This is a genomic window from Microbispora rosea, assembly GCF_900156315.1.
GTDB classification, from domain to species: Bacteria; Actinomycetota; Actinomycetes; order Streptosporangiales; family Streptosporangiaceae; genus Microbispora; species Microbispora rosea.
Window position 1 is genome coordinate 184098 of record NZ_FTNI01000011.1, and the last position, 23424, is coordinate 207521.

22 protein-coding genes and 1 riboswitch are annotated in these 23424 nt (G+C 72.4%); of the genes, 18 read left to right on the top strand and 4 right to left on the bottom strand.

Annotated elements, in window-relative coordinates; translation table 11 throughout:
* Positions 1-4: 4 nt before the first annotated feature.
* On the bottom strand, positions 5-595 hold the full coding sequence (locus BXA11_RS17890) for a class I SAM-dependent methyltransferase (protein ID WP_076435867.1): 591 nt from the start codon (positions 593-595) through the stop codon (positions 5-7).
* Between the two features lie 172 nt (positions 596-767).
* Between BXA11_RS17890 and BXA11_RS17895 the strand changes: the two genes are divergently transcribed.
* The 13 genes from BXA11_RS17895 to BXA11_RS17945 all read left to right on the top strand — a co-directional run bounded on the left by BXA11_RS17895 (position 768) and on the right by BXA11_RS17945 (position 13875).
* Positions 768-2516 carry an ATP-binding protein gene (locus tag BXA11_RS17895; protein ID WP_239105018.1) on the top strand — a complete coding sequence of 583 codons (1749 nt, stop codon included), beginning with the start codon at positions 768-770 and terminating at the stop codon, positions 2514-2516.
* The gene (locus BXA11_RS17900; RefSeq protein ID WP_076435870.1) at positions 2513-3202 is read left to right on the top strand and encodes a response regulator; all 690 of its coding nucleotides are present in this window, start codon (positions 2513-2515) and stop codon (positions 3200-3202) included. The genes BXA11_RS17895 and BXA11_RS17900 overlap by 4 nt, the downstream gene beginning before the upstream one ends.
* 178 nt (positions 3203-3380) lie before the next feature.
* A complete protein-coding gene (locus tag BXA11_RS43205; protein WP_156080802.1) occupies positions 3381-3533 on the top strand; it encodes a hypothetical protein in 153 nt (50 codons plus the stop codon).
* An 82-nt stretch (positions 3534-3615) separates the two neighbouring features.
* Entirely contained in the window at positions 3616-4632 is a 1017-nt protein-coding gene (locus BXA11_RS17905) for an MvdC/MvdD family ATP grasp protein (protein WP_076435872.1), read from the top strand.
* The gene (locus BXA11_RS17910; RefSeq protein WP_076435874.1) at positions 4613-5584 is read left to right on the top strand and encodes a TIGR04500 family putative peptide maturation system protein; all 972 of its coding nucleotides are present in this window, start codon (positions 4613-4615) and stop codon (positions 5582-5584) included. Before BXA11_RS17905 ends, BXA11_RS17910 begins: the two co-directional genes overlap by 20 nt.
* On the top strand, positions 5581-5757 hold the full coding sequence (locus BXA11_RS43210; protein WP_159454803.1) for a hypothetical protein: 177 nt from the start codon (positions 5581-5583) through the stop codon (positions 5755-5757). Before BXA11_RS17910 ends, BXA11_RS43210 begins: the two co-directional genes overlap by 4 nt.
* Positions 5754-7931, top strand: coding sequence for a peptidase domain-containing ABC transporter (locus BXA11_RS17915; protein WP_076435877.1), 2178 nt, complete (start codon positions 5754-5756; stop codon positions 7929-7931). The genes BXA11_RS43210 and BXA11_RS17915 overlap by 4 nt, the downstream gene beginning before the upstream one ends.
* A gap of 229 nt (positions 7932-8160) precedes the next feature.
* On the top strand, positions 8161-8727 hold the full coding sequence (gene clsA, locus BXA11_RS17920; protein WP_030506533.1) for a cardiolipin synthase ClsA: 567 nt from the start codon (positions 8161-8163) through the stop codon (positions 8725-8727).
* Positions 8728-8730: 3 nt separating this feature from the next.
* Positions 8731-11235 carry a mannose-1-phosphate guanyltransferase gene (locus tag BXA11_RS17925; RefSeq protein WP_076435879.1) on the top strand — a complete coding sequence of 835 codons (2505 nt, stop codon included), beginning with the start codon at positions 8731-8733 and terminating at the stop codon, positions 11233-11235.
* Between the two features lie 140 nt (positions 11236-11375).
* Positions 11376-11879 carry an FHA domain-containing protein gene (locus BXA11_RS17930; protein ID WP_030506531.1) on the top strand — a complete coding sequence of 168 codons (504 nt, stop codon included), beginning with the start codon at positions 11376-11378 and terminating at the stop codon, positions 11877-11879.
* A gap of 19 nt (positions 11880-11898) precedes the next feature.
* Complete coding sequence (gene ftsR, locus BXA11_RS17935) at positions 11899-12555, top strand: transcriptional regulator FtsR (RefSeq protein ID WP_076435881.1); 657 nt, start codon at positions 11899-11901, stop codon at positions 12553-12555.
* Positions 12556-12631: 76 nt separating this feature from the next.
* Positions 12632-13102 carry a bifunctional nuclease family protein gene (locus BXA11_RS17940; RefSeq protein WP_139577972.1) on the top strand — a complete coding sequence of 157 codons (471 nt, stop codon included), beginning with the start codon at positions 12632-12634 and terminating at the stop codon, positions 13100-13102.
* Between the two features lie 155 nt (positions 13103-13257).
* Positions 13258-13875: a MerR family transcriptional regulator gene (locus tag BXA11_RS17945; RefSeq protein ID WP_030506528.1), complete on the top strand. Its 618-nt coding sequence runs from the start codon at positions 13258-13260 to the stop codon at positions 13873-13875.
* Positions 13876-13906: 31 nt separating this feature from the next.
* Here BXA11_RS17945 and BXA11_RS17950 read toward each other — a convergent pair whose 3' ends face one another.
* Positions 13907-14632: a hypothetical protein gene (locus tag BXA11_RS17950; protein ID WP_076435883.1), complete on the bottom strand. Its 726-nt coding sequence runs from the start codon at positions 14630-14632 to the stop codon at positions 13907-13909.
* 164 nt (positions 14633-14796) lie between these two features.
* Here BXA11_RS17950 and BXA11_RS17955 point away from each other — a divergent pair, with 164 nt between their 5' ends.
* The 4 genes from BXA11_RS17955 to BXA11_RS17970 all read left to right on the top strand — a co-directional run bounded on the left by BXA11_RS17955 (position 14797) and on the right by BXA11_RS17970 (position 21215).
* Positions 14797-16770 (top strand): sensor histidine kinase, encoded by a 1974-nt coding sequence (locus BXA11_RS17955; RefSeq protein WP_076435885.1) that lies wholly within the window; start codon positions 14797-14799, stop codon positions 16768-16770.
* On the top strand, positions 16767-17462 hold the full coding sequence (locus tag BXA11_RS17960) for a response regulator (RefSeq protein ID WP_204053691.1): 696 nt from the start codon (positions 16767-16769) through the stop codon (positions 17460-17462). The genes BXA11_RS17955 and BXA11_RS17960 overlap by 4 nt, the downstream gene beginning before the upstream one ends.
* Before the next feature lie 21 nt (positions 17463-17483).
* A riboswitch (glycine riboswitch) is annotated at positions 17484-17576 on the top strand.
* A gap of 181 nt (positions 17577-17757) precedes the next feature.
* Positions 17758-20583, top strand: a complete 2826-nt coding sequence (gene gcvP / locus BXA11_RS17965; protein WP_076435887.1) for an aminomethyl-transferring glycine dehydrogenase — start codon at positions 17758-17760, stop codon at positions 20581-20583.
* 92 nt (positions 20584-20675) lie between these two features.
* Positions 20676-21215 (top strand): hypothetical protein, encoded by a 540-nt coding sequence (locus tag BXA11_RS17970; protein ID WP_051761380.1) that lies wholly within the window; start codon positions 20676-20678, stop codon positions 21213-21215.
* Between the two features lie 18 nt (positions 21216-21233).
* Here BXA11_RS17970 and BXA11_RS17975 read toward each other — a convergent pair whose 3' ends face one another.
* Positions 21234-21641 carry a hypothetical protein gene (locus BXA11_RS17975; RefSeq protein ID WP_143734372.1) on the bottom strand — a complete coding sequence of 136 codons (408 nt, stop codon included), beginning with the start codon at positions 21639-21641 and terminating at the stop codon, positions 21234-21236.
* 92 nt (positions 21642-21733) lie between these two features.
* Between BXA11_RS17975 and BXA11_RS17980 the strand changes: the two genes are divergently transcribed.
* The gene (locus tag BXA11_RS17980) at positions 21734-22348 is read left to right on the top strand and encodes an alpha/beta hydrolase family protein (RefSeq protein WP_076435890.1); all 615 of its coding nucleotides are present in this window, start codon (positions 21734-21736) and stop codon (positions 22346-22348) included.
* Here BXA11_RS17980 and sigJ read toward each other — a convergent pair.
* Positions 22341-23345, bottom strand: coding sequence for an RNA polymerase sigma factor SigJ (sigJ, locus tag BXA11_RS17985; protein WP_076435892.1), 1005 nt, complete (start codon positions 23343-23345; stop codon positions 22341-22343). The two genes, BXA11_RS17980 and sigJ, sit on opposite strands and share 8 nt — an antisense overlap.
* Between the last annotated feature and the right edge of the window lie 79 nt (positions 23346-23424).

A 23424-nucleotide genomic window follows, 5' to 3' on the forward strand; every position in this document is an offset into this window, starting at 1 on the left:
GAGATCATCGCCGGGGGCGGCGCGCGTGGTAGACGAAGGCGGGCGGCAGGTTCCGCCACACCGTGCGCCCGGCCACGACCTCCTCGAACGCCTCGCCCATCCTGCGGCGGAACCGCAGGGCCGCGGGCAGGGCGCGGGCGTGGACGTAGGAGAACGTCGTGAACGCGCCCCCCGGCGCGAGCGAGGCGACCACGGCCCGCAGCAGGTCCGCCTGGTGGGCGGGGGGAAACGCCGCCCAGGGCAGCCCGCTCACGATCACGTCGGCGGCGGCCACGCCGCGGGCGGCGAGCAGCTCGGGCAGCCGCGCCGCGTTGTCCACCACGAGCTCCACCCCGGGGTAGCGGGCGCCGAGGTGACCGGCCAGGCGCGAATTGATCTCGACCGCCAGGTGCCGCCCCCGCCCGCCGATGCGGCGCTGGATCTCGGCGGTGAAGGGGCCGGTGCCCGGCCCCAGCTCGACCACGACGGGGTCGCCGCGCTCCGGCACCGGCACGCACACCGCCTCGGACAACCGCCGCGAGCTGGGCGCGACCGCCCCGGTCACGGCGGGGGAGCGCAGGAACTGCCCGAAGAAGACCGCTGTTTCGTTCGCCATGCTGCGACGCTAGGGCCCCGCGACCGCCCCGGCCGCCCGCCGTCCGGACCGACTTGGCGGCCGGGTGGATCACCGCGTACGGCCCATCGGCGGGCGGGAGCGGCCAGAAGGAGGAGACGCCTCCTCCCACCGGAGGACGGGCTCCCGCGCAAGCGGACGGTAACGTTCCCTCATGCGGTGGCCCTCGACGCGCCGGCTCGTCGCTCAGCGTCCCCTCACGGTCCGGCCCCTGACCGACCTGCCTCTCACTGACCGTCCCCTCACTGACCGTCCCTTCGCGCTCTCGCGCGGCACGGCCCTCGACATCGGCCTGGCGGTGGGCGGGACCGGGCTCGACGTGCTCGTCAGCGCCGGCTCCTGGGGTTTCTCAGGCGACGAGGGCGGCTCGGCCCCGCCCTGGGTGGGGATGGGCTTCGCCCTGCTGGCCGGACTGCCGATGGGCCTGCTGCGCCGGTGGCCGGGGCCGGTGACCGTCTACCTGTCCGTGCTGCTGGTGATCTGCGACCAACTCGGCGCGTTCACCGTCAACACCCTGCAGGTCCTGCTGCCGATCTCGGTGGGCGTGCTGGCCCGGTCGCGCGGCTGGCGCTGGACGGCGCCCGCGGCCGTGCTCGCCTCCGCCGCGACCGCCGTGAACCTCGCCGACCCGGGCGTCGCGCTGACGAGCAACACCTGGTTCTACTCCGTCGGGCTGATCGCGGCCCCCGTGCTGATCGGCCGCTACCTGCGCGGTCAGGAGGGGCGCCGTAAGGAGGACCCCGCGCCGCTGCTCGACCTGCTGCTCGCGGGCGGCGGGGTGGCGCTGTCGGTGCTGACCACCTGGCCCTACTGGCACGGCGGCGAGCCGCCCGTGTGGGCGGTCGCGCTCGGGGTGATGTTCGCGGGGCTCGCGCTGGGCGTCGTGCGGCACCTGCCCGGCGCGGTCCTGCTGCTGGAGAGCGTCGCGCTGGTCGTGGCCGACCAGTACGTGCCGAGGACCGGCAGCAGCCTCCAACTGCTCGCCCTGGTGGCCCTCGGTGTGTTCGCGACCCGCGCCACCTGGCCGTGGGTCGCCGCGGCCTACGCCCTGACCTGCTCGGTCGCCGCGATCGTGGTCGTGGACGACCCCGCCGACGTCACCCCGTTCCGGGCGGTGGCGCTGATGACGATGATCACCGCGCCCGTGGCGATCGGCCGGTACGTCGGCGTGCGGCAGGCCCAGGCCAGGCACGCCGCCGAACTGGCCGCGGAGCGCGACAGAGCCGGCCGGCTCGCCGAGCGGGAGCGGATCGCCCGCGACGTCCACGACATCGTCGCCCACCACGTGGGGGCGATGGTGCTGCGCGCGAGCGCCGCGCAGTACGCGGGGGCCGGCGGCCCGGCCGCCGAGGCGCTGGCCGACATCAGGGACACCGGCCATCGCGTGCTGGAGGACCTGCGCGGCCTGCTGGCCGTGCTGCGCGACCCGGACGAGGCGCTGGGGTCCGATCTCAAGCTCGCGAACATGCTGGCCGACCCCGGTGACGTGCTGCGCGACGCCGTGTCCCGGATGTCGGCGGCCGGTCTGCGGGTGGATCTGCGTCTCGCGCCCGAGGCGGAACGGGCCCCGCTGGTGGTGCGGGCCTCGGCGGCGAGGATCGTCCAGGAGGGGCTGACGAACGTGCTCAAGCACGCCGGGCCGGGAGCCCGGGCGGAGGTCGACGTGGCGATGCGCCCGGACGCGCTCACGGTGGAGGTGCGCAACGGCCCCGGCACGTCCCGCGCCCCGGACGTGCTGCCGTCCCACGGCCAGGGCATCGCGGGCATGCGGGAGCGGGCCCGCGCCTTCGGCGGGCACGTCACCGCGGGCCCGGCCGAGGGCGGCGGCTGGCGGCTGACCGCCTCGCTGCCGGTGCCACGGGAGAACCGGCCGGAGTGCCGCGTGTCCGGGAGGTTCGCGTGATCCGCGTCGTGGTCGCCGACGACCAGGCCCTGGTGCGGGCGGGCGTGCGGATGATGCTGGAGGCGGCCGGCGACATGGAGGTGTGCGGCGAGGCCGCCGACGGGGCCGAGGCCGTACGGCTGGCCGAGCGGCACCGCCCCGACGTGGTGCTGATGGACCTGCGGATGCCACGCGTCGACGGCCTGGAGGCCACCCGCAGGATCCTCGCCGCCCAGCCGTCCGCCCGGATCGTCGTGCTCACCACGTTCTCCGAGGACGAGAACCTCTACGCCGCGCTGGGCGCGGGAGCGCTCGGGTTCCTGGTGAAGGACGACCCGCCCGCCCGGATGGTCGAGTCCGTACGGCGGGCCGCGACGGGGGAGCCCCCGCTCGCGCCGTCGGTGCTGCGGCGCGTCGTCGAACGGGCCCTGGCGGCCGAGCGGCAGGCGATGCCGCTCCCGCCGGGCCTCACCGAGCGCGAGGCGCAGGTGCTCGCCCTGGTCGGGGTCGGCCTGTCCAACGCCGAGATCGCCGATCGCCTGCACGTGGGGGTCACGACCGTCAAGAGTCACGTCGCCGCGCTCATCGACAAGCTGGGGCTGCGCAACCGCACCCAGGCGGCGGTGATGGCCCACCGGTTCGGCTTGGTCGACACCGGGTTCAACCCCGTGGCTCCTGCCCGGAACGACCGGGAGAGCGGCACGTAGGGTCTGGGGCGACGTCGTCGCGGGCTGAGCGCCCCCTGACCTTAAGCGGCCGTTCAGCCGATCCCTAGATCGTCCGAAGTGGACACCAAGAGGGCCCTCCTAGCGTCTGTGTCCGGTGCCCGACCGGGTGCCTGCACATCAGGAACCGCGCCGTCCCCGGACGGCGGGAGGGATCACAATGCCCAAGATCAGAATCGACGATATCGCGGCGGCCGGGCCGGAGCTCGACGAGGGAGACCTCCGTCTCGTCAACGGCGGCCAGAGGTTCGACTGGTCGAGCCACGTCATCAGCCCGGACGGCAGCATCGACGCCCAGGACCCCGACTTCTGAGCGACCGCTTCCGAGTGACAACGCGGGGCGCCCTCCCGGCGCCCCGCGCCCCGTCAGGAAGCCAGACCAGGAAGAACGAGAGATGTCCGGCGAGATACTCATCCTCACGATCGACGGTGACTCCCATGCGGAGCACGTGGCCCGTCTGCTGGCCGCGCGGGGGGCGAAAGCGGTCGTCTTCGACCCGGCCGGCTATCCGGTCCGCGCGGTGCTCGACGCGGCCTACCACCGCGACGGGCGGGTGCGGCGGCGGCTGCGCACGGAGACGGCGGACGTCGACCTCGACCGTCTGACGGCGGTGTGGTTCCGCCGTCCCCAGGCCCCCGTCGCGCATCCCGAGATCGCCGACCCGGTGGCACGGGCCCACATCGAGCAGGAGTGCGCGGTGTTCGCCGGGGACCTGTGGGAGCAGCTCGACTGCCGCATGGTCCCCGCGCCCAGGGAACGCGTGAGACTGGCCCAGCGCAAGTCGTCACAGCTGGCCCTGGCCGGTCGTCTCGGATTCGAGCTGCCGGACACGCTGATCACCAACGACCCCGACGAGTTCCTGGACTTCTACAACCGGCACCAGGGGCGCATCATCACCAAGCCCCTGGGCGTCCCCACGAGCCTGCGCGCCGACGGGGATGGGGTGGCCCGGATGTCGGAGCCGGTGTCCACCCGGGACGCAGCGTACGCGGACGCGATCAGGTTCGGCCCGGTCGTCATCCAGGAGTACGTGCCCAAGCGGGTCGAACTGCGGGTGACCGTCGTGGGGCGGGCCGTCTTCGCGGCGGAGATCCACTCACAGGAGAGCAACCACACGAGGCTCGACTGGCGCCGCTACGACCCGGGCAGCACCCGCCACGAGGTGCACGCGCTGCCGCCGGAGGTGGCCGAACGCTGCGTGCGGATCGTGCGGCGGCTCGGCCTGCGCTACGGGGCGATCGATCTCATCCTGACCCCCGACGGGCGTTACGTCTTCCTCGAAGTCAACCCCAGCGGCCAGTGGCTCTGGATCGAGAAGGCCACGGGTCTGCCGATCGGCGCGGCGTTGTGTGATCTGTTGATGTACGGCACGGTCGGAGAGGAGACCGCGCATGGTGCCGGACGCCCTTGAAACCCTCCGCGGCCTGGACGGGGTCGACCCGTCCGAGGCACAGGAGCGCCTGCGGGAGTTGCGGGAGCGCCATCCCGGCGTGCGCTTCCGGCTGCTGTGGCAGCGGGAGGACTACGACGACTCGCTCCACTACGACCTTCTGATCAAAGCGCCGGGGGAGGGGACAGTGTCGCTGTCCTGGTGCCCCGACCGCGCCCTGCCCTGGCCCCTGCGGGGCGTGCAGCGGGCGGCCGAGATGCTGCTGCTGCGGATCGACGGCGTCGGGGTCACAGTGGTCGACGCGATCGCCTGGCTCGACTTCCTGTGGGACGAGACCCGGCTGGTGGACCGGATCGTCGCCGCCGCCCTCGTCCAGGCCGAGATGGCGGAGGCGCCGGTCGAGCTCTCCGACCACGAGATCCAGGAGGCGGTGGACGCGTTCCGGCGCGCCCGGGGACTGCTCACGGCGGAACGGACGCGCGAGTGGATGGACCGCCGCTCCCTCACCCTGGTGGACCTCCAGGAGCTGGTCGCGGGGGAGGTGGCCGCCGCCCGCGTCCGCGAGCGGGTGACGGCCGGCCGGGTCGAGCCGTACTTCGAGGAGCACCGGGAGGAGCTCGGCACGGCCCGGGTCGCCCGCCTCACCTTCCCCGACTCCGAGACGGCCCGGCGGGCGGCGGCCGAGATCGACGCCGGAGCCGGCTTCCTCACGCTGGCGGAGCGGACGCGCGGCGCCCGGCTGGTCGTCGAGGACGTGCCCGCGGCCGAGGTGGGCACCGCCCGCCCGGGCGACGTCGTCTCGCCCGCCCCGGGCGTCCTGCTCAAGGTGATCTCCGTGGCCGGCGCCGAGCTCGACGCGGACACGCGCCGCCGCGTCGAACGGCGGGTCTTCGACCTGTGGATCGACGAACGCCGCCGGGCCGCGAAGATCGAGTGGTTCTGGGGAACCATGGCGCGGACCGGCACGCTGTGAGCAGGCAGATCTTCCGCGCCGAGGCGCTGCGCCGTCATGCCGCCCCACAGTCCGTCCCGGCCGCTGCCAAGGAAGTCGGAAACCGGACGCTCGTCCTGCTCTGGTGCGCGGTCGCGGTGCTCACCTCGGGGCTGGCCGTTCTCACCGCTGCGGTCCTGAGGGGTGGCGGGTGAAACGGGTCCCGGTCTTTCTGCAGAACTCGGCGACCGAGTGCGGCGCGGCCTGCCTGGCCGTGATCCTGTCCTTCCACGGCCACCGCACCACCGTGCAGGAGGTCACCGACCACCTCCAGGTGGGCAGGGACGGCCTGAGCGCGCTGGCCATCGTCCACGCCGCGCGGGAGTTCGGCCTGAACGCCAGGGCGTTCTCGCTGGAGCCGGCCGACCTCGGGCGGGTGCCCATGCCCGCGATCGTCCACTGGGAGTTCCAGCACTTCGTCGTGGTGGAGCGGTGGACGCCCGATCACGTGGACATCGTGGACCCCGGCCAGGGACGCAGGCGGCTCACGCCCGCCGAGTTCGACGCCGGCTTCACCGGCGTGCTACTGGCGTTCGAGCCGGAGCCGGGGTTCCGCCGCGTGCGGTCCGGCGCCGCGCGGGCGTGGCGGCGCGACTTCCTGCGCACCCTGGTGTTCCGCAGGAAGGGCCTGCTCGCCCAGGTGCTCGCGGCCTCAGTGCTGCTCCAGGTGCTCGGCCTGGGGCTCGCGACGGCGTTCCAGATCGTCGTCGACCGGGTCCTCCCGCGCGGGGACTCCGGGCTTCTCGCGCTCCTCGGCGTGGCCGTGCTGGTCGCCGTGGTCACCCAGTTCGCGGTGGGCTACCTGCGTTCGGTGCTGCTCGTCGCGCTCCGCTCGCGCACCGACGGCGAGGTGACGCGGAACCTGGTGTCGCACCTTGTCGCACTGCCGTACCGGTACTTCGCGGTACGCGGCAAGGGCGACCTGGCGAACCGATCGAACAGCGTCATCGCCCTGCGCGAGACGCTGACCGGGCAGATTCTCTCGTCGTTGCTCGACGGGCCGCTCGCCCTGGTCTACCTGCTGCTCGTCTTCGCCCGTGACCCGGTTTTCGGCGGCTTCCTCGCGCTGCTCGCCGCGGGTCAGGCCGCCCTCCTACTCGGCACCGCCCGCCGGGTGGGCGATCTGACCAGGCGCGAGCTGGCCGCTCTCGCCGTCACGCAGGGCCGGCTGATGGAGGCGGTCGGCGGCATCGAGACGCTCAAAGCGTCCGGGGCCGAGCCGCGGGCGATGCAGCGCTGGTCGGACCTGTTCGCCCAGCAACTCGACGCCGACGTGCGGGGAGGGCTCGTCCGGGGGCTCATCGAGGCGGTGCTCGGGGCGGTGCGCTATCTCGCACCGCTGGGGCTGCTGTGGGTCGGCGCGTGGCGGGTGCTCGACGGGTCGCTGAGCCTCGGGACGCTGCTCGCGCTGAACGCCCTGGCCACCGCCGCGCTCACCCCGATCGGCTCGCTGATGACCAGCCTGCGCACCCTTCAGCAGGCCGGGGCGCACTTCGACCGGCTGTCGGACATCCTCGCCTCCGAGCCCGAGCCGTCCACGGGGATCGAGGTGCTGCGGCTGCGCGGCGGCATCGAGCTGCGCGGGGTGGGCTTCCGCCACGACCCGCGCGGCTCATGGACGCTGCGCGACGTCTCACTGGTCGTACGGCCGGGGCAGAAGGTCGCGCTGGTCGGTCCCTCGGGGTCGGGCAAGAGCACGCTCGCCCGCCTCCTGCTCGCCCTGTACCAGCCGACGGCCGGGGAGATCCGGTACGACGGCGTTCCCGCGGCGGAGCTCAACCCGCGATCGCTGCGCCGCCAGTTCGGCGTGGTCACCCAGGAGCCGTCGCTGTTCACCGGGACGATCCGGGAGAACATCGCGCTCAACTTCCCCGAGGCCGGCATGGACCGGATCGCCGAGGCGGCCCGGCTCGCGGGCCTGCACGAGGAGATCATGGCGATGCCGATGGGCTACGAGACGATCCTGGTCGAGGGTGGCGGCCTGTCGGGCGGACAGCGCCAGCGCCTCGCCCTGGCCCGCGCGCTGCTGCCTCGCCCCAAGGTGCTGCTGCTGGACGAGGCGACCAGCAACCTGGACAGCGCGACCGAGGCCGACATCGAGGCGCGGCTGTCCCGTCTGACCCAGACCCGCGTCGTGATCGCGCACCGGCTGAGCACGGTGCGGGACGCCGACCTGATCCTGGTCGTCGAGGGGGGCATGGTGGTGGAGCGGGGCACCCACGAGGAGCTGCTGGCCCTGGGCGGCCGCTACACCCGGCTCGTCGCCGCGCAGACGGGCTCCGCCCGGGCCGGCACCCGTAGGCGAACGAGTGACGGATCGTTGTCTTGATACCGCCCGCTACCAGCCGTCACGCGGCGGGCGCGCTCGGATTCCTGATCACGGACGACCCGCCCGCTCGGATGGTCCAGCCGGCGCGGCGGGCCGCGACGGGCGCCGGGGCTGCGCAACCGCACCCAGGCGGCGGTGATGGCCCACCGGTTCGGCTTGGTCGACACCGCGTTCAACCCCGTGGCTCCTGCCCGGAACGACCGGGAGAGCGGCATGTAGGGTCTGGGGCGTGAACGCTGCCGAGGACCGGATCTGGACGGTGCCCAACCTGCTGAGCGCCCTGCGGCTGCTCGGCGTCCCCGTCTTCCTCTGGCTCGTGCTGGGTCCCCATGCCGACGGGTGGGCCATCGCGCTGCTGGCGCTCGCCGGCTTCAGCGACTGGCTCGACGGAAAGCTCGCCCGCGCCTGGAACCAGATCAGCAGGCTGGGCCGGCTCATCGACCCGCTCGCCGACCGGCTCTACATCCTCGCCACCCTGATCGGCCTGGTGCTGCGGGGCGCCGTCCCCTGGTGGCTGGCGCTCGCGGTGCCGCTGCGCGACGTGCTGCTGCTGTGGATGCCGCCCCTGCTGCGGCGGCACGGGTACGGCCCGGCGCTGCCCGTCCACTTCCTCGGCAAGGCCGGCACCGCCGCCCTGATGTACGCGTTCCCGCTGCTGTTCCTCGCGTCCCACGAAGGCTGGTACGCCGAGATTGCCGCGATCTTCGGATGGGCCTTCGCCATCTGGGGAACTGGTCTGTATTGGTGGGCGGGGGTGTTGTATGTCGTACAGGTGCGCCAGCTAACGAAGGGGTGACCCGTGAAGGCCGTCGTCATGGCGGGCGGGGAGGGGACACGGCTGCGGCCGATGACCGCGAACCAGCCCAAGCCCCTGCTCCCCATCATCAACCGGCCGATCATGGAACACGTGCTCCGGCTGCTCAAGCGGCACGGGTTCACCGAGACCGTGGTGACCGTGCAGTTCCTGGCCGCGCTGATCCGCAACTACTTCGGCGACGGCGACGAGCTGGGCATGACCCTCCACTACGCCACCGAGGAGGTCCCCCTCGGGACGGCCGGCAGCGTGAAGAACGCCGCCGACAAGCTCCGCGACGACCGCTTCCTGGTCATCTCCGGCGACGCGCTCACCGACATCGACCTGACCGACATGCTCCGCTTCCACCGCGAGAACCGGGCGCTGGTCACCATCGGGCTCAAGCGCGTGCCCAATCCGCTGGAGTTCGGGATCATCATCGTGGACGACAGCGGCCGCATCCAGCGCTTCCTGGAGAAGCCCACCTGGGGCCAGGTGTTCTCCGACACGGTCAACACCGGCATCTACATCATGGAGCCGTCGGTCCTCGACGAGATCGCCCCCGGCCAGTCGGTCGACTGGTCGTCCGACATCTTCCCCAAGATGCTCGAACGCGGCTGCCGGCTGTTCGGTTACGTGGCCGAGGGCTACTGGGAGGACGTCGGCACGCACGAGAGCTACCTCAAGGCGCAGGCGGACGTGCTGGAGGGCAAGGTCAAGGTCGACTTCGACGCGTTCGAGCTGGCACCGGGCGTGTGGGCCGCCGAGGGCGCCTCGGTGGACCCCGAGGCCGTGCTCAAGGGCCCCCTCTACATCGGCGACTACGCGAAGGTCGAGGCCGGCGCCGAGCTGCGGGAATACACCGTGCTCGGCAGCAACGCCGTCGTCAAGGAGGGCGCCTTCCTGCACCGCGCCGTGGTCAGCGACAACGTGTACGTCGGCCCGGCCGCCCACCTGCGCGGCTGCGTGATCGGCAAGAACACCGACGTGATGACCGGCGCCAGGATCGAGGAGAACGCCGTCGTCGGCGACGAGTGCGTCATCGAGTCCGAGGCGTACGTCTCCTCAGGGGTGAAGATCTACCCGTTCAAGACGATCGAGGCGGGCACGGTCGTCAACACGAGCGTCATCTGGGAGTCGCGCGGCCAGCGCAGCCTGTTCGGCCCCCGGGGGGTCTCCGGGCTGGTCAACGTCGAGATCACCCCGGAGCTGTGCGTACGGCTGGCCAGCGCGTACGCCACGACGCTGCGCAAGGGCGACACGGTCGTCACCTCCCGCGACGCCTCGCGCGCGGCGCGGGCGCTCAAACGGGCGGTGATCAGCGCGCTGAACTCCAGCGCGATCAACGTGGTCGACCTGGAGGCAGCCGCCCTGCCGGTCGCCAGGTTCAACACCTCGCGCGAGAACGTCCGGGGCGGCATCGCCGTGCGCACCACGGCGGGCGACCCCCAGAGCGTCGACATCGTGTTCATGGACGAGACGGGAGCCGACCTGTCCCAGGCGGCCCAGCGCAAGCTGGAGCGGGTCTTCTCCCGGCAGGAGTACCGGCGCGCCTTCCCCGGCGAGATCGCCGAGCTGACCTTCCCCGCCCGCGCCGTCGACACGTACGCCCGGGAGCTGCTGGCCTGCATCGACATGTCGGGGGTGAAGGACGCCGAGATGAAGGTCGTGGTCGACTGCGCGGGCGGCACCTCCTCGCTCGTGCTGCCGAGCCTGCTGGGCCGGGCCGGGGTCGACGTGCTGACCGTGAACAACCGCCTCGACGACGCCTCGCCGACCGAGACGCTCGCCGAGCGCCGCCGCGACCTGCAGCGCCTGGCGGAGCTGGTGGCATCGGCGCGGGCCGCCTTCGGCGTACGGTTCGACCCGGTGGGGGAGCGGGTCTCGCTCGTGGACGAGATGGGCCAGCTGATCAGCGAGGAGCGGGCGCTGCTCGTGGTGCTCGATCTGGTGGCGGCCGAGCGCCGGGGCGGCCGGGTGGCCCTGCCGGTCACCACGACCCGGGTGGCGGAGATGGTGTGCCGCTTCCACGGCGTGCAGGTCGACTGGACGGCCACGAGCCTCGACACGCTGACCCGGGCGGCCAGGCACCCCGACACGATCTTCGCGGGCGACGGGAAGGGCGGCTTCATCGTCCCGGAGTTCGCGCCCACGGTGGACGGCCTGGCGGTGTTCCTGCGCCTGCTCGGCCTGGTCGCGCGCACCAGGCTGTCGCTCAGCCAGATCGACGCCCGCATCCCGGAGGCCAAGCTGCTCAAGCGGACCGTTCCCACGCCCTGGGCGCACAAGGGGGCGGTGATGCGCTCGGTCGTCGAGGCTGCGGAGGGCCACCGCCTGGACACCACCGACGGTGTGCGCGTGGTGGAGGACGACGGGAGCTGGGCCCTCGTCCTGCCCGACCCCGCCGAGGCCGTCACGCATCTGTGGGCCGAGGGCCACGACATGGACACCGCCCAGGCCCTCCTGGAACGCTGGGCCTACGTCGTCGAACAAGCAGCCGGAGCTAGATGACATTGAACGTCCGCTGGCTGTAGCGTTGGTCAGTCCACGCCCAGCCGCGGTCTTGACCTTTGTGCCTGATCAGCGTAAGTTGCGGCATTCGCAGTTTGACCTAGTCCTTGAGCAAGTCGTGAGAGAGGCCGAGCCGTTCGATGCCCAGCGTCTACTGCACGCAGTGCGGTCATGCCAACCCCGAGGATGCCCGTTTCTGTTCACGATGCGGTTCGCCGCTGAGCGCTCCGGCGCCCGTCGCAGCCGACACGACCTCGACGATCTCACTTGAGGCACTTGAGGCGGAGACGGGCCAGACGCTTCTGCCGGACAGGGCCTCGGTCGAGCAGTTGCCGCCGGGCACGGCTCTTCTGGTGGTCATGCGTGGCCCGAACGCGGGGAGCCGATTTCTGCTCGACAGCGACCTCACTACGGCGGGTCGCCACCCGGAAAGCGACATTTTCCTGGACGATGTGACGGTGTCCAGGAGGCACGTGGAGTTCTACCGGCGCGGCGGCCAGTTCACCGTGCGTGACGTGGGCAGCCTCAACGGCACCTACGTCAACCGGGAGCGCATCGAGGAGTCCCCCTTGCAGGGCGGCGACGAGGTGCAGATCGGCAAGTTCCGGCTGGTGTTCCTCACACGTGGTCCCGGAGGGCTGTGATCGGTGAGGAGGAGGAGTCATGAGCGCGCAGGCCGTACGGGCGTTCATGAGCATCGGGGAAGTGCTCGCCCTGCTGCAGAGCGAGTTCCCGGACGTGACCGTCTCCAAGATCCGGTTTCTGGAGGGTGAGGGGCTGATCGAGCCCCAGCGGAGCCCGTCGGGGTACCGCAAGTTCACCTTCAACGACGTCGAGCGCCTGCGGTACATCCTGCGTGCGCAGCGTGACCAGTACCTGCCGCTCCGCGTGATCAAGGATCAGCTGGACGAGCAGGCGGCCCGCCCGCACTCCGTGTCCGGCGGCGCTCCGCCCGTGCGTCTCAGCCGCGAAGAGCTCATCGAGGCCGCGGGCATCGACGAGGAGACCCTGGCCGAGATGGAGAGCTTCGGCCTGGTCGCTCCCGTGGCGCGCCGCTACGACGGGGAGGCGCTGGAGGTCGCGCGCAGCGTGGGGGCGCTGGCGCGGTTCGGCCTGCAGGCGCGGCACCTGAGGGCGGTCCGCGCCGCGGTGGAGCGGGAGGCCGGTCTCATCGAGCAGGCGGTGGCCCCGCTGCTGCGGCGCAAGGCGCCGGGGGCGATCGCGGAGGCGGACGAGACGGCTCGGGAGATCTCCGGACTTCTCCAGGAACTGCACAGTGCGTTACTGCGTGGGAGTGTTCGCGGCGTTCTGGGACGGTGACCGGCACATCCGCACCTCCGTGGGTGTTACGTTGAATGCCTGGTGATATGCCGCGACGCTTGAGACGGAGCCGCCCGTGTTGCAGATGGAGGTCGTGGGGGTTCGCGTTGAGATGCCCACCAACCAGCCGATCGTTCTCCTGAAGGAGACGAGCGGCGATCGGTATCTGCCGATCTGGATAGGCATGACCGAGGCGACCGCTATCGCGTTGGCGCAGGCGGAGGAGCCGCCGCCCCGGCCGCTGACCCACGACTTGTTCCGTGACGTTCTTGAGGCCTTGGGGGTGCGGTTGCGCACCGTCAACATCGTCGCGCTCCGCGATGGAATCTTCTTCGCCGACTTGGTCTTCTCCAACGGTGTGGAGGTCAGCGCCCGTCCTTCGGACTCGATCGCGCTGGCGTTGCGTACGGGTGCGACGATCTACGCGAGTGAGGACGTGATCCAGGAGGCGGGCGTGAGCATGCCCGACGACCAGGAAGACGAAGTGGAAAAGTTCCGCGAGTTCCTGGACAAAATCACACCGGAAGACTTCGGCCGGGCGGGCTGACGTGCCGGACGATTTCGGGAGATTACGCTTCACGACGCGCCGGACGGGGTCGTTGACTGACGATGGCCCCGGTCCTACGGTGCAAGGGAAACCACGGTTGTAATTCACGAACCCCCAGATCAGACCGTGGGATGAGAGAAAGCCGGAGGTCCGCAGTGGCGGTCAGCAGCGGCGAGGGTAAGTCGGCCGGCCAGCACGACCCGGTTCGGCAGGCGGCGCGCGAGCGCGCCGGCGAACAGGGTCTGCTGTTCGACGAGCAGCCGACGGCGCTGCCCCAGGGCATCGGATACCGCGGCCCCACGGCGTGCGCGGCGGCCGGGATCACCTACCGGCAGCTCGACTACTGGGCCCGGACCGAACTGGTGCTCCCGACGATAAGGGCCGCCCAGGGATCCGGGTCTCAGCGACTGTACAGCTTCCGCGACATCCTCGTCCTGAAGGTCGTCAAACGTCTTCTGGACACGGGCGTCTCCCTCCAGCAGATACGCACCGCCGTACGGCACCTGCGCGACCGCGGCGTCAACGACCTGGCCCAGATCACCTTGATGAGCGACGGCGTGAGCGTCTACGAGTGCACGAGCGCCGACGAGGTGATCGACCTGTTGCAGGGCGGTCAGGGCGTGTTCGGCATCGCGCTCGGCAGGGTCTGGCGGGAGGTCGAGGGATCGCTGGCCGAGCTTCCGGGCGAGCGGGCGGAGGCCGCTCCGGATGCGGAGGGGGACCATCCGGCGGACGAGCTGGCCCGCCGGAGAAAGGCCCGCAGGACCGGCTGAGCGGATGCCCCGGCGATCACAGGCTTGACCGTCAGGCGCGCGTGCCGGGCCTGACCGGGGGCAGGTCGAACTCGTCATCACGCATGCGCAGCAGGGCGACGGACGCGGCGGCGAAGCCCACGGCCGTGACCAGCAGGCCGATGCCCGACGCGGTGTGGCCGGGCATGAACGGATGGGTGAACCCGCCGGCCGCGAGCAGGACCCCCATCCAGGCCGGCGCCGCGCCGCTGCGCCACAGCGCCAGGCCGAGCAGCAGCAGGCCGACGACGATGCCCACGATGAACAGCAGGCTCGCCACCAGCTGTACGGGGTCGTCCTCGAGCGCGTTCTGAATCCTCGCCATGGTCGCCACGTCGAAGTGCCTCGTCACCGTCAGGTACGCGAGGTCGTCGCCGCCACGGATCAGGGGGAAGCCGGCCAGGTCGCCGAGCAGCGCGAGGAGGGCACCCGCCGTGGTGAGCCTGGGAGCGCCGCGACGGGCCACCCACGCCACGGCGAAGGTGGCCGGGATCAGCCCGACCAGGAACGGCAGGGCGAACCATCGGAGCACGCCCGCGGCCTGCTCGTGGGCCGCGTACGCCGCGACCGTGGCCTCGAACGACTCGCCGCCGTCCACGGGGCTGAACAGATAGTTGAGGCCCATGCCGAGCATGGGGAGCGGGGCCACGACGGCGAGCAGCACCCGCCAGAAGCCGCGCACGTCCCGCGGCGGTTTCCGCGGGGTGGCGGCGGCGCGGGCGTCGGTGTCCGGCTGCATGATGATCCTCCGAAAGTCCGGGAGTTGTCCGATCGAGTCCGAGGATGGGCGCGGACGGCTCCCTTCGTCGTGGGGGCGTGGTCCCGATTCCGGTCCCGTGCACCCCGTGATCCGGGAGCACGCTCCTATGGCCGATGGGAGCGCCGGGATCCGATGATGAGCGCATGGCAGTCAGGCGGGCCGGCCCGGTCGCGGTGCTCATCCTCACGGCCGTCGTGGTGGTGGCGGCGTGGGTGTCGTGGTTCCTCGGCGGGCTCACCTTCGCCGACGCGGCCGACGACTCCTACCTGCTGACCAACAGCGCGCAGGCGCTGACCTTCACCACGTTCGGCGCGCTGGTGCTCGCCCACCGCCCCGGGCACCGCATCGGGCTGCTGTTCGTGGCGTACGGCGCCTGCTACACGCTGAGCGTGGCCTGCCTCGGGCTGCTCACCGACGCGGTCGGGCTGCCGGAGGGGTGGGCGCGGGCGGTCGAGCTGTTCGGCATCACCGCGTGGATCCCGGCGCCGGTCGTCTGCCTTCCGCTGATCGTGCAGTTGTTCCCCGACGGCAGGCCGCTGTCGCGGCGCTGGCGGCCGCTGGCCGTCGCGACCCTCGCCGTCCTGCCGTTCACGCCCATCCCGACCCTGCCCGTGGCGGCCGGGCCGGCGGGGGACGGGCCGGCCACGGAGGAGCCGATGCTGCCCGTCATCGTGGGCGAGGTCGCCCAGCGGCTGATTCCGGTGTTCGCCGCCGTCGCCGCGCTGGTGCTGCTGGCCTCCCTCGGCGCGCTCGTCCTGCGCGTCCGCCGCTCCCGCGGGGTGCCGCGGCAGCAGCTGATGTGGCTGCTGTGGGCCGTGGGACTGTTCGCCGCGCTCAACGCGCAGCGGATCGTGACGACCGACGGGCCGGTGTTGTTCCTGCTGACCCTGCCGCTGATCCCGGCCGCGGCCACGGTGGCGATCCTGCGCCACGGGTTGTACGACATCGAGCTGATCGTCAACCGCTCGCTGGTGTACGGGGCGCTCACGCTCGGCGTCGTGCTGGCCTACCTGGGCATCGTCGCGGGGCTGTCCGCGCTGGCGCGGGACCGGCTGTCGGCCGCCCCGCTGATCGCGACCGCGGCTGTCGCTCTCGCCTTCGCGCCCGCCCGTTCGGCCGTGCAGTCCTTGGTGGACCGGGTCATGTACGGCCAGCGCCGCGATCCTGTGGCGGCCGCCGCCCGGGTCGGCCTGCGGCTCGGCGCCGGCCTGGACGGGGTGTTGCGAGCCGTGTGCGAGGCGCTGCGGCTGCCGTACGCCGCGGTCGCCTCCGACGGGCGGCTGGTCGCGACGTACGGCCGGTCACCGCGGCGGCGGCACACGGTGTCGCTGGAGGTGGCCGACGGGCCGCCCGCGGACCTGCTCGTCGGGCTGAGGGCGGGGGAGAGCCGGCTGTCCGGCGCCGACCGGCGCGCCCTGGAACTGCTGGCCGCCCCGGTCGGCCTGGCCCTGCAGGCGGTGCGCCTGTCCGAGCAACTGGGCGAGTCCCGCACGCGCATCGTGGCCGCGCGGGAGGAGGAACGCCGGCGGCTGCGCCGCGATCTGCACGACGGCCTCGGCACCGTGCTCACCGCGGTGACCCTCAAGGCCGACGCGGCCCACAACCTGCGTCACACCGACCCCGAGCGGAGCGCACGGCTCCTGCTCGACCTGCGCGCCGACCTGACCGCCGCGATCGCCGATATCCGCCGGCTCGTCTACAACCTGCGGCCGCCCGCCCTCGACGAGCTCGGACTGCTGGGCGCGCTGCGCCAGCGCGCCCACGACTCGTGGCGGCGCGAGCACGCCGGGTACGTGGTCACGATCGACGCCCCGGACGACCTGCCGCCGCTGCCCGCCGGGGTGGAGGTGGCCGCCTATCGCATCGCCACCGAGGCGGTCACCAACGCGCTGCGCCACGGCGGGGCGACGGCGTGCCGGGTCTCCCTGCGCGCCGACCACGCCGCCCTGCATGTGGAGGTGAGCGACGACGGCTCCGGGGGCGCAGGAGCGTGGCCGCACGGCGTCGGTCTGCGCTCCATGCACGAGCGGGCCGGCGAACTGGGCGGTACGCTCACCGCCGGCCCCACCGACCGCGGTGGTCGCGTCCACGCCCGCCTTCCACTGGAGCAGACATGAGCGCCGGGGAACCGATCAGGATCGTCGTCGTCGACGATCACCCACTGATGCGGGAAGGCCTGCGTGCCCTGGTGACGTCGCTGCCGGACATCGAGGTGGTGGGCGAGGCCGGCGACGGCGACGCCGCCCGTCGTGAGGTTCAGCTCACGCGCCCCGACGTCGTGGTCATGGACCTGCACATGCCGGGCGTCAACGGGGTGGAGGCCACCAGGGCCATCGTGCGCGCGGTGCCCGCCACCCGGGTGCTCGTGCTCACGATGTTCGAGGACGACGAGTCGGTGTTCGCCGCGATGCGCGCCGGAGCCTTCGGATACCTGGTCAAGGGCGCGAAGCAGGAGGAGATCGTCCGGGCGGTCCGCTCTGTCGCGGCCGGACATGCCGTCTTCGGCCCGAGCGTGGCCCGCCGGATCATCGACTTCTTCGCCGCCGGGGCCTCTCGCGCGCCGGCCCCGGAGCCCTTTCCCGAGCTCACCGCCCGCGAACGGGAGGTCCTCGACCTCATCGCGGCCGGCCGGTCCAACGCGGCGATCGCCCGGCATCTGGCCATCAGCGGCAAGACCGTCAGCAACCACATCACCGCCATCTTCGCCAAGCTGGCGGTCGCCGACCGGGCCGAGGCCATCGTCCGCGCCCGCCAGGCCGGTCTCGGCGCCGATCTCGAGCAGGGTGCGAGTCGGGCCGATCCGGGGTAGCCGGTAGAGTGGAACGGCCGACGACCTCGTGCGGGAGAGACCCCTGATCTTGAAGGGGCGCCGAAGGAGCAAACCTCCCCGGAATCTCTCAGGCATCCGTACCGCACGGACGAGGCGACTCTGAAAAGCAGGCCCGCCGGCCAGGCGGTGCCTCACCGAAGGGGAAAGCCGGGCGCGACGGCCCGGTGAAGCTCTCAGGTCCGATGACAGAGGGGGAGACCGCTTCACGACCGCGGCGCCACACCGGGCGCCGGGCGGTCGCCGCAGGTCTCGAACCCGCCAGGAGGCCCCTGTCATGACCGATCGGTCCACGCTTCGCGATCTTTCCGCTCCGCTCTTCGCCACCCGTCACATCGGCCCCTCCGATGCCGACCGCGGCCGGATGCTGGAGGTCGTCGGCTACGAGTCGGTGGCCGACCTGCTCGCCGTGGCCGTGCCCGAGGCCATCCGCACGCGCGGCCCGCTGAACCTGCCCGAGGCGGTGGGGGAGGCCGAGGCCCTGGCGGAACTGCGCGCCCTCGCCGGGCGCAACCAGGTGCTGACCTCGATGATCGGCCTCGGGTACCACGACACGATCACCCCGGGTGTCGTCCTCCGCAACGTGCTGGAGAACCCCGGCTGGTACACCGCGTACACGCCCTACCAGCCGGAGATCTCGCAGGGGCGGCTGGAGGCGCTGCTGAACTTCCAGACGGTCGTGTCGGACCTCACCGGCCTCGACGTCGCCGGCGCGTCCCTGCTCGACGAGGCGACGGCCGCCGCCGAGGCGATGACGCTGGCCCGGCGGGCGAGCAAGGTGAAGACCGACGTCTTCGTGGTGGACGCCGACGCGCTGCCGCAGACCAAGGCCGTGCTGGCGACCCGCGCCGAGCCGCTCGGCATCACGCTGGTGGAGTCCGACCTCGGCGGCGAGCTGCCCGAGTGCTTCGGGGTCCTCGTCCAGTATCCGGGCGCGAGCGGCCGGGTGGCGTCCTTCCGCGCGGTCGCCGAGCGGGCGCACGCCCAGGGGGCGCTGCTGGTGGCCTCGGCCGACCTGCTGGCGCTGACCCTGCTGGAGTCCCCGGGCGAGCAGGGCGCCGACATCGCGGTCGGCTCCTCCCAGCGCTTCGGCGTCCCGCTGGGCTACGGCGGCCCCCACGCGGCGTACATGGCCGTCCGCGAGGGACTGCAGCGGCAGATGCCGGGCCGCCTGGTCGGCGTCTCGCTGGACGCCGACGGCCGCACGGCCTACCGGCTCGCCCTGCAGACCCGCGAGCAGCACATCCGGCGGGAGAAGGCCACCAGCAACATCTGCACCGCGCAGGTGCTGCTCGCCGTCATGGCGTCGATGTACGCCGTCTACCACGGTCCGGAGGGCCTGAAGAGGATCGCCCAGCGGGTGCACCGCCACGCGGCCGTCCTCGCCGCCGGGCTGCGCGAGGGCGGCGTGGAGGTCGTCCACGACGAGTTCTTCGACACCGTGCTCGCCCGCGTGCCCGGGCGGGCCGCCGAGGTCGTGGCAGCCGCCGCCGAGCGGGGCGTGAACCTGCGCCTGGCCGACGCCGACCACGTCGGCGTCGCCTGCGACGAGAAGACCACCACGGACCACCTGCGGGCCGTCTGGGCGGCGTTCGGCGCGTCCGGGCTCGTGGTCGAGGACCTCGACCGGGTGACCTCCGACTCCCTCCCGGCCGACCTGCAGCGGACCTCGGACTTCCTCACCCATCCCGTGTTCCACTCCCACCGGTCCGAGACGGCCATGCTGCGCTACCTGCGGCGGCTGCAGGACAAGGACATCGCGCTCGACCGCTCGATGATCCCGCTGGGCTCCTGCACGATGAAGCTCAACGCGACCACCGAGATGGAGCCGGTCACCTGGCCGGAGTTCGCCGCGATCCACCCGTTCGCGCCGGCGGGGCAGGCCGAGGGCTACGCCGAGCTGATCGCGACGCTGGAGGGCTGGCTGGCCGAGGTCACCGGCTACGACCGGGTGTCGATCCAGCCGAACGCGGGCTCCCAGGGCGAGTTCGCCGGGCTGCTGGCGATCAGGTCCTACCACCGCGCCAGGGGCGAGGGCGGCCGCGACGTCTGCCTCATCCCGTCTTCGGCGCACGGCACCAACGCCGCCAGCGCCGTCATGGCGGGCATGCGGGTGGTCGTGGTGGCCTGCGACGAAAGCGGCAACGTCGACCTGGCCGACCTCGCCGCCAAGATCGACAAGCACCGTGACGCGCTCGCCGCGATCATGGTGACCTACCCGTCCACCCACGGCGTGTACGAAGAGACGATCGTCGAGATCTGCGAGCGGGTCCACGAGGCCGGCGGGCAGGTCTACGTCGACGGCGCCAACCTCAACGCGCTGGTGGGACTGGCCAAGCTGGGCGAGTTCGGCGCGGACGTCTCCCACCTGAACCTGCACAAGACCTTCTGCATCCCGCACGGCGGCGGCGGTCCCGGCGTCGGCCCGGTGGCGGTCAAGGCCCACCTCGCCGAGCATCTGCCGGCGCACGTGTCGGCCGCGCCGTACGGCTCGGCGGGCATCCTGCCGATCTCCTGGGCGTACGTCAGGATGATGGGCGCGGACGGGCTGCGGCAGGCCACCGAGCAGGCGATCCTGTCGGCCAACTACCTGGCCGGGCGGCTGGCGCCGCACTACCCGGTGCTGTACACCGGCAGGGACGGCCTGGTCGCCCACGAGTGCATCGTCGACCTGCGCCAGATCACCAAGGAGACCGGCGTCACGGTGGACGACGTGGCCAAGCGGCTGATCGACTACGGCTTCCACGCGCCCACGATGTCGTTCCCCGTCGCCGGGACGCTCATGATCGAGCCGACCGAGAGCGAGGACCTGGCCGAGCTCGACCGCTTCGCCGACGCGATGATCGCCATCCGGGGCGAGATCGCGAAGGTGGCGTCGGGCGAGTTCGACAAGACCGACAACCCGCTGCGCAACGCCCCGCACACGGCCGAGTGCCTCACCGCCGACGAGTGGGCCCACCCGTACTCGCGGGCGGTGGCCGCCTACCCGGTCCCCGGCCTGCGGGACGACAAGTACTGGTCGCCGGTGCGCCGCATCGACCAGGCGTACGGCGACCGCAACCTCGTCTGCTCCTGCCCGCCCCTCGAGGCGTACGAGGACTGATCAGTTGAGCATGTCGGCCCCGCCCGGCGGCCGGTCTCGTTAAGATCGCGGTGATCGTTCCTCATCACCTGCGACCATGCGAGGCCCCCTGTATGACGGCCATCGATTCCGGGCGGCGGTCCGACCGGCTCGACCACGCGCGCCGGCTCGCCGAAAGCGGCGACCTCGACGGCGCGGCCGCGATCTTCGCGGAGCTCGCGGCGGACGAGGACGCGCCGGACCGCGGCGAGGCGGGCGAGGGCCTGTCTGTTGTGGTCGAGCGGATGGCCGAGCGGCTGCTGGAGGACGGCGAGCCAGAGCGGGCCGCCGACGTCCTGCTTGAGGCGCTGTCGGTCAGCGCGGTGGCCGATCCCGCGCGGCTGCGGGTGCTGCTCGGCATGGCGCACCTGGAGATGGCGTGCGCGCAGTTCGCCGGGGCCGTGGAGGACAGCCGTCAGGAGGGGGCCGACGCCGGCACCGGCGCGCTCGCGATCGAACTGCTGGCCCGCACGCTACCGCTGCGGGGCCGTGACGCTGACGCGGAGACCGTGTGGCGCTACGGCCTCGACCATCCCGATCCCGCGCTCGCCGAGCAGGTGCGGCTGCGCCTCGGGCGGGACGTGCGCCCCGCCATGGAGGGCGTGGAGGCCTGACCGACCCCCGGGCAGGGCTCAGCGCTCTCTGCGGCGGCCGAGGGCGTAGGCGAGGTTGACCGCGACGATCCCGCCCCAGGCGAGGAGCAGCCCCGGAAGGTGCGCGTTTCCCACGGCGATTCCCGTCAACGGGATGCCCAGGGCCAGTGAGCCTATGGCGATGCCGACGGCGCTGTCCTTCTGCTTGGGCTGATTTCCGGGCGGCTGCCGGGCGAGATGGGCCGCCACCTCGTTGCGTACCCGCGCGGCGATCTCCACGTCGAGCTTGTCGAGGAACGAGTCGACCAGGGCGTCCTCGTAGTCCGGGCCGAGGTCGCGGCGGGCCGCCATCACGGCGCGCAGATCCTCACGGTTCGAGGGGGCCGCCGGTGGCGGAGGGACGGGGCGCCCGGTCCCGGGCGGCTGCTGCGATGCGATGTCCGGCACCATGACATTGTGGCCCCTTTATCAGGTGCCTGCCATCCTCCGATCGGAGGGTCGAATCCTCCTGCTCCGGTCGGACCCGTTAGCGTCGCCGCATGGAGATCGAGACCCCGCACGGCCGCGCGCTGGCCGAGGTGGACGAGGCGGCCGATCCCCGGCTGCTGCTGGTCCTGACCCATGGGTCCGGGGGAGGTGTGGAAGCCCCCGACCTGCTCGCCGTACGGGACGCGGTGCTGGCGATCGGGGGGAGCGTCGCACGGGTGACCCAGCCGTTCCGGCTGCGCGGCGCACGGGCGCCGGGCTCGGCCGTCAAACAGGACGAGGCGTGGCTGTCGATCGTCGCCGCGCTCCGCGAGCGTCATCCGGGCCTGCCCCTCGTCCAGGGCGGGCGGAGCAACGGCGCGCGGGTCGCCTGCCGCACGGCACGCGCCGCCGGGGCCGAGGCGGTGGTGGCGCTCGCGTTCCCGCTCCACCCGCCGGGCCGGCCGGAACGGTCACGGGCGGAGGAACTGCGGCAGGCGGGGACCCCGGTGCTCGTGGTCAACGGGGACCGGGATCCGTTCGGCGTGCCGGACGAGAAGGACGCCGCATGTCTCGTGGTCCTTGTGGGGGAGGGACACGAGTTCAAGAAGGACCCCGCCCGTGTGGGCGAGGTGGTGGCGCGGTGGCTGCTCTCGCCCGGGTCCCGCTCCTCGGATCCGCTCACGTGATCGTGGTCTCACCCTCACCGTGGCGGGCATCGTGGCCGCTGTCGGAGGCCGCCTGTGGCTCCCCCGTCCACGGCCAGAGCTTCTCCGGGTTGCGTACCGCCCAGATCCGCGTGATCCGGTCGCCTGGAACGTCGAACGCCGCCACCGTCACGGTGACGCCGTCGCGCTGGGCCACCAGACCGGGCTGACCGTTGACCGTACGCTCCAGGATCGTCAGCCCGGGGGCCATGTCGGCGATGGCGATGATGTAGCGGGCGATCTGCTCGCCGCCTTCGATCGGGCGGAGCACGGCGCTGACCAGTCCGCCGCCATCGGCGATCATCGTGGCGCGGGGGTCGAGGAGGCCCACGAGGGTGTCGATGTCCTTGGCCTCCCATGCCTGCTTGAAGTCCCTCACAAGGCCGGCCCGCAGACCCGCGGGAGCCGGGAGAGCCTGCGACGCGCGGATACGGCGGCGGGCGGAGGAGGCCAGCTGGCGGCATGCCGCGGGTGTGCGGCCGACGATATCGGCCACCTCCGCGAAGGAGTAGCGGAACACCTCGTGGAGGACGAAGGCGACACGCTCGGCCGGGGTCATCGACTCGAGCACGACCAGGAAGGCCATGGTGACCGACTCGTCGAGCGTGATCCGGTCGGCCGGGTCGGCAGGGTCGGTCGTGCCGCCGCCCCGCCCGTCGATCCACTCCGCACGATCCGGGAGCGGCTCCGGGATCCATTCGCCCACGTAGCTCTCCCGCCGGGCCCGTGCCGAGCCGAGCAGGTCCAGGCAGATGCGGCCGGCCACCTTCGTCAGCCAGGCGCCGGGGGACGCGATGGCCTCCTGCTGCTGCCGTGACATGGCATACCAGCGGGCGTACGTCTCCTGCACGACGTCCTCGGCATCGGCCAGTGAACCGAGGAGCCGGTACGCGAGATTGATCAGCTGACGCCGCTCGCTCATGATCGCGTCGAGGCTCGGATCGGGCCGGTCGTGTCCCGGCTCGGATGTGGTGGTCATGGTGTCCCCGGCTTCCTCGGTCGCATCGTCCCTCACCAGACCGACGAGACAGCGCGCCCAAGTGTGAGGCCGGCGCTTC

What these genes read in the sequence shown, in the direction of transcription:
- BXA11_RS17905 (WP_076435872.1), top strand. Translation starts at nt 3,616, where the DNA reads ATGTCCGGCGAGATACTCATCCTCACGATCGACGGTGACTCCCATGCG.
- sigJ (WP_076435892.1), bottom strand. Translation starts at nt 23,345, where the DNA reads ATGACCACCACATCCGAGCCGGGACACGACCGGCCCGATCCGAGCCTC.
- BXA11_RS17980 (WP_076435890.1), top strand. Translation starts at nt 21,734, where the DNA reads ATGGAGATCGAGACCCCGCACGGCCGCGCGCTGGCCGAGGTGGACGAG.
- BXA11_RS17970 (WP_051761380.1), top strand. Translation starts at nt 20,676, where the DNA reads ATGACGGCCATCGATTCCGGGCGGCGGTCCGACCGGCTCGACCACGCG.
- BXA11_RS17950 (WP_076435883.1), bottom strand. Translation starts at nt 14,632, where the DNA reads ATGCAGCCGGACACCGACGCCCGCGCCGCCGCCACCCCGCGGAAACCG.
- BXA11_RS17895 (WP_239105018.1), top strand. Translation starts at nt 768, where the DNA reads ATGCGGTGGCCCTCGACGCGCCGGCTCGTCGCTCAGCGTCCCCTCACG.
- BXA11_RS17955 (WP_076435885.1), top strand. Translation starts at nt 14,797, where the DNA reads ATGGCAGTCAGGCGGGCCGGCCCGGTCGCGGTGCTCATCCTCACGGCC.
- BXA11_RS43205 (WP_156080802.1), top strand. Translation starts at nt 3,381, where the DNA reads ATGCCCAAGATCAGAATCGACGATATCGCGGCGGCCGGGCCGGAGCTC.
- gcvP (WP_076435887.1), top strand. Translation starts at nt 17,758, where the DNA reads ATGACCGATCGGTCCACGCTTCGCGATCTTTCCGCTCCGCTCTTCGCC.
- BXA11_RS17930 (WP_030506531.1), top strand. Translation starts at nt 11,376, where the DNA reads ATGCCCAGCGTCTACTGCACGCAGTGCGGTCATGCCAACCCCGAGGAT.
- ftsR (WP_076435881.1), top strand. Translation starts at nt 11,899, where the DNA reads ATGAGCGCGCAGGCCGTACGGGCGTTCATGAGCATCGGGGAAGTGCTC.
- BXA11_RS17890 (WP_076435867.1), bottom strand. Translation starts at nt 595, where the DNA reads ATGGCGAACGAAACAGCGGTCTTCTTCGGGCAGTTCCTGCGCTCCCCC.
- BXA11_RS17910 (WP_076435874.1), top strand. Translation starts at nt 4,613, where the DNA reads ATGGTGCCGGACGCCCTTGAAACCCTCCGCGGCCTGGACGGGGTCGAC.
- BXA11_RS17960 (WP_204053691.1), top strand. Translation starts at nt 16,767, where the DNA reads ATGAGCGCCGGGGAACCGATCAGGATCGTCGTCGTCGACGATCACCCA.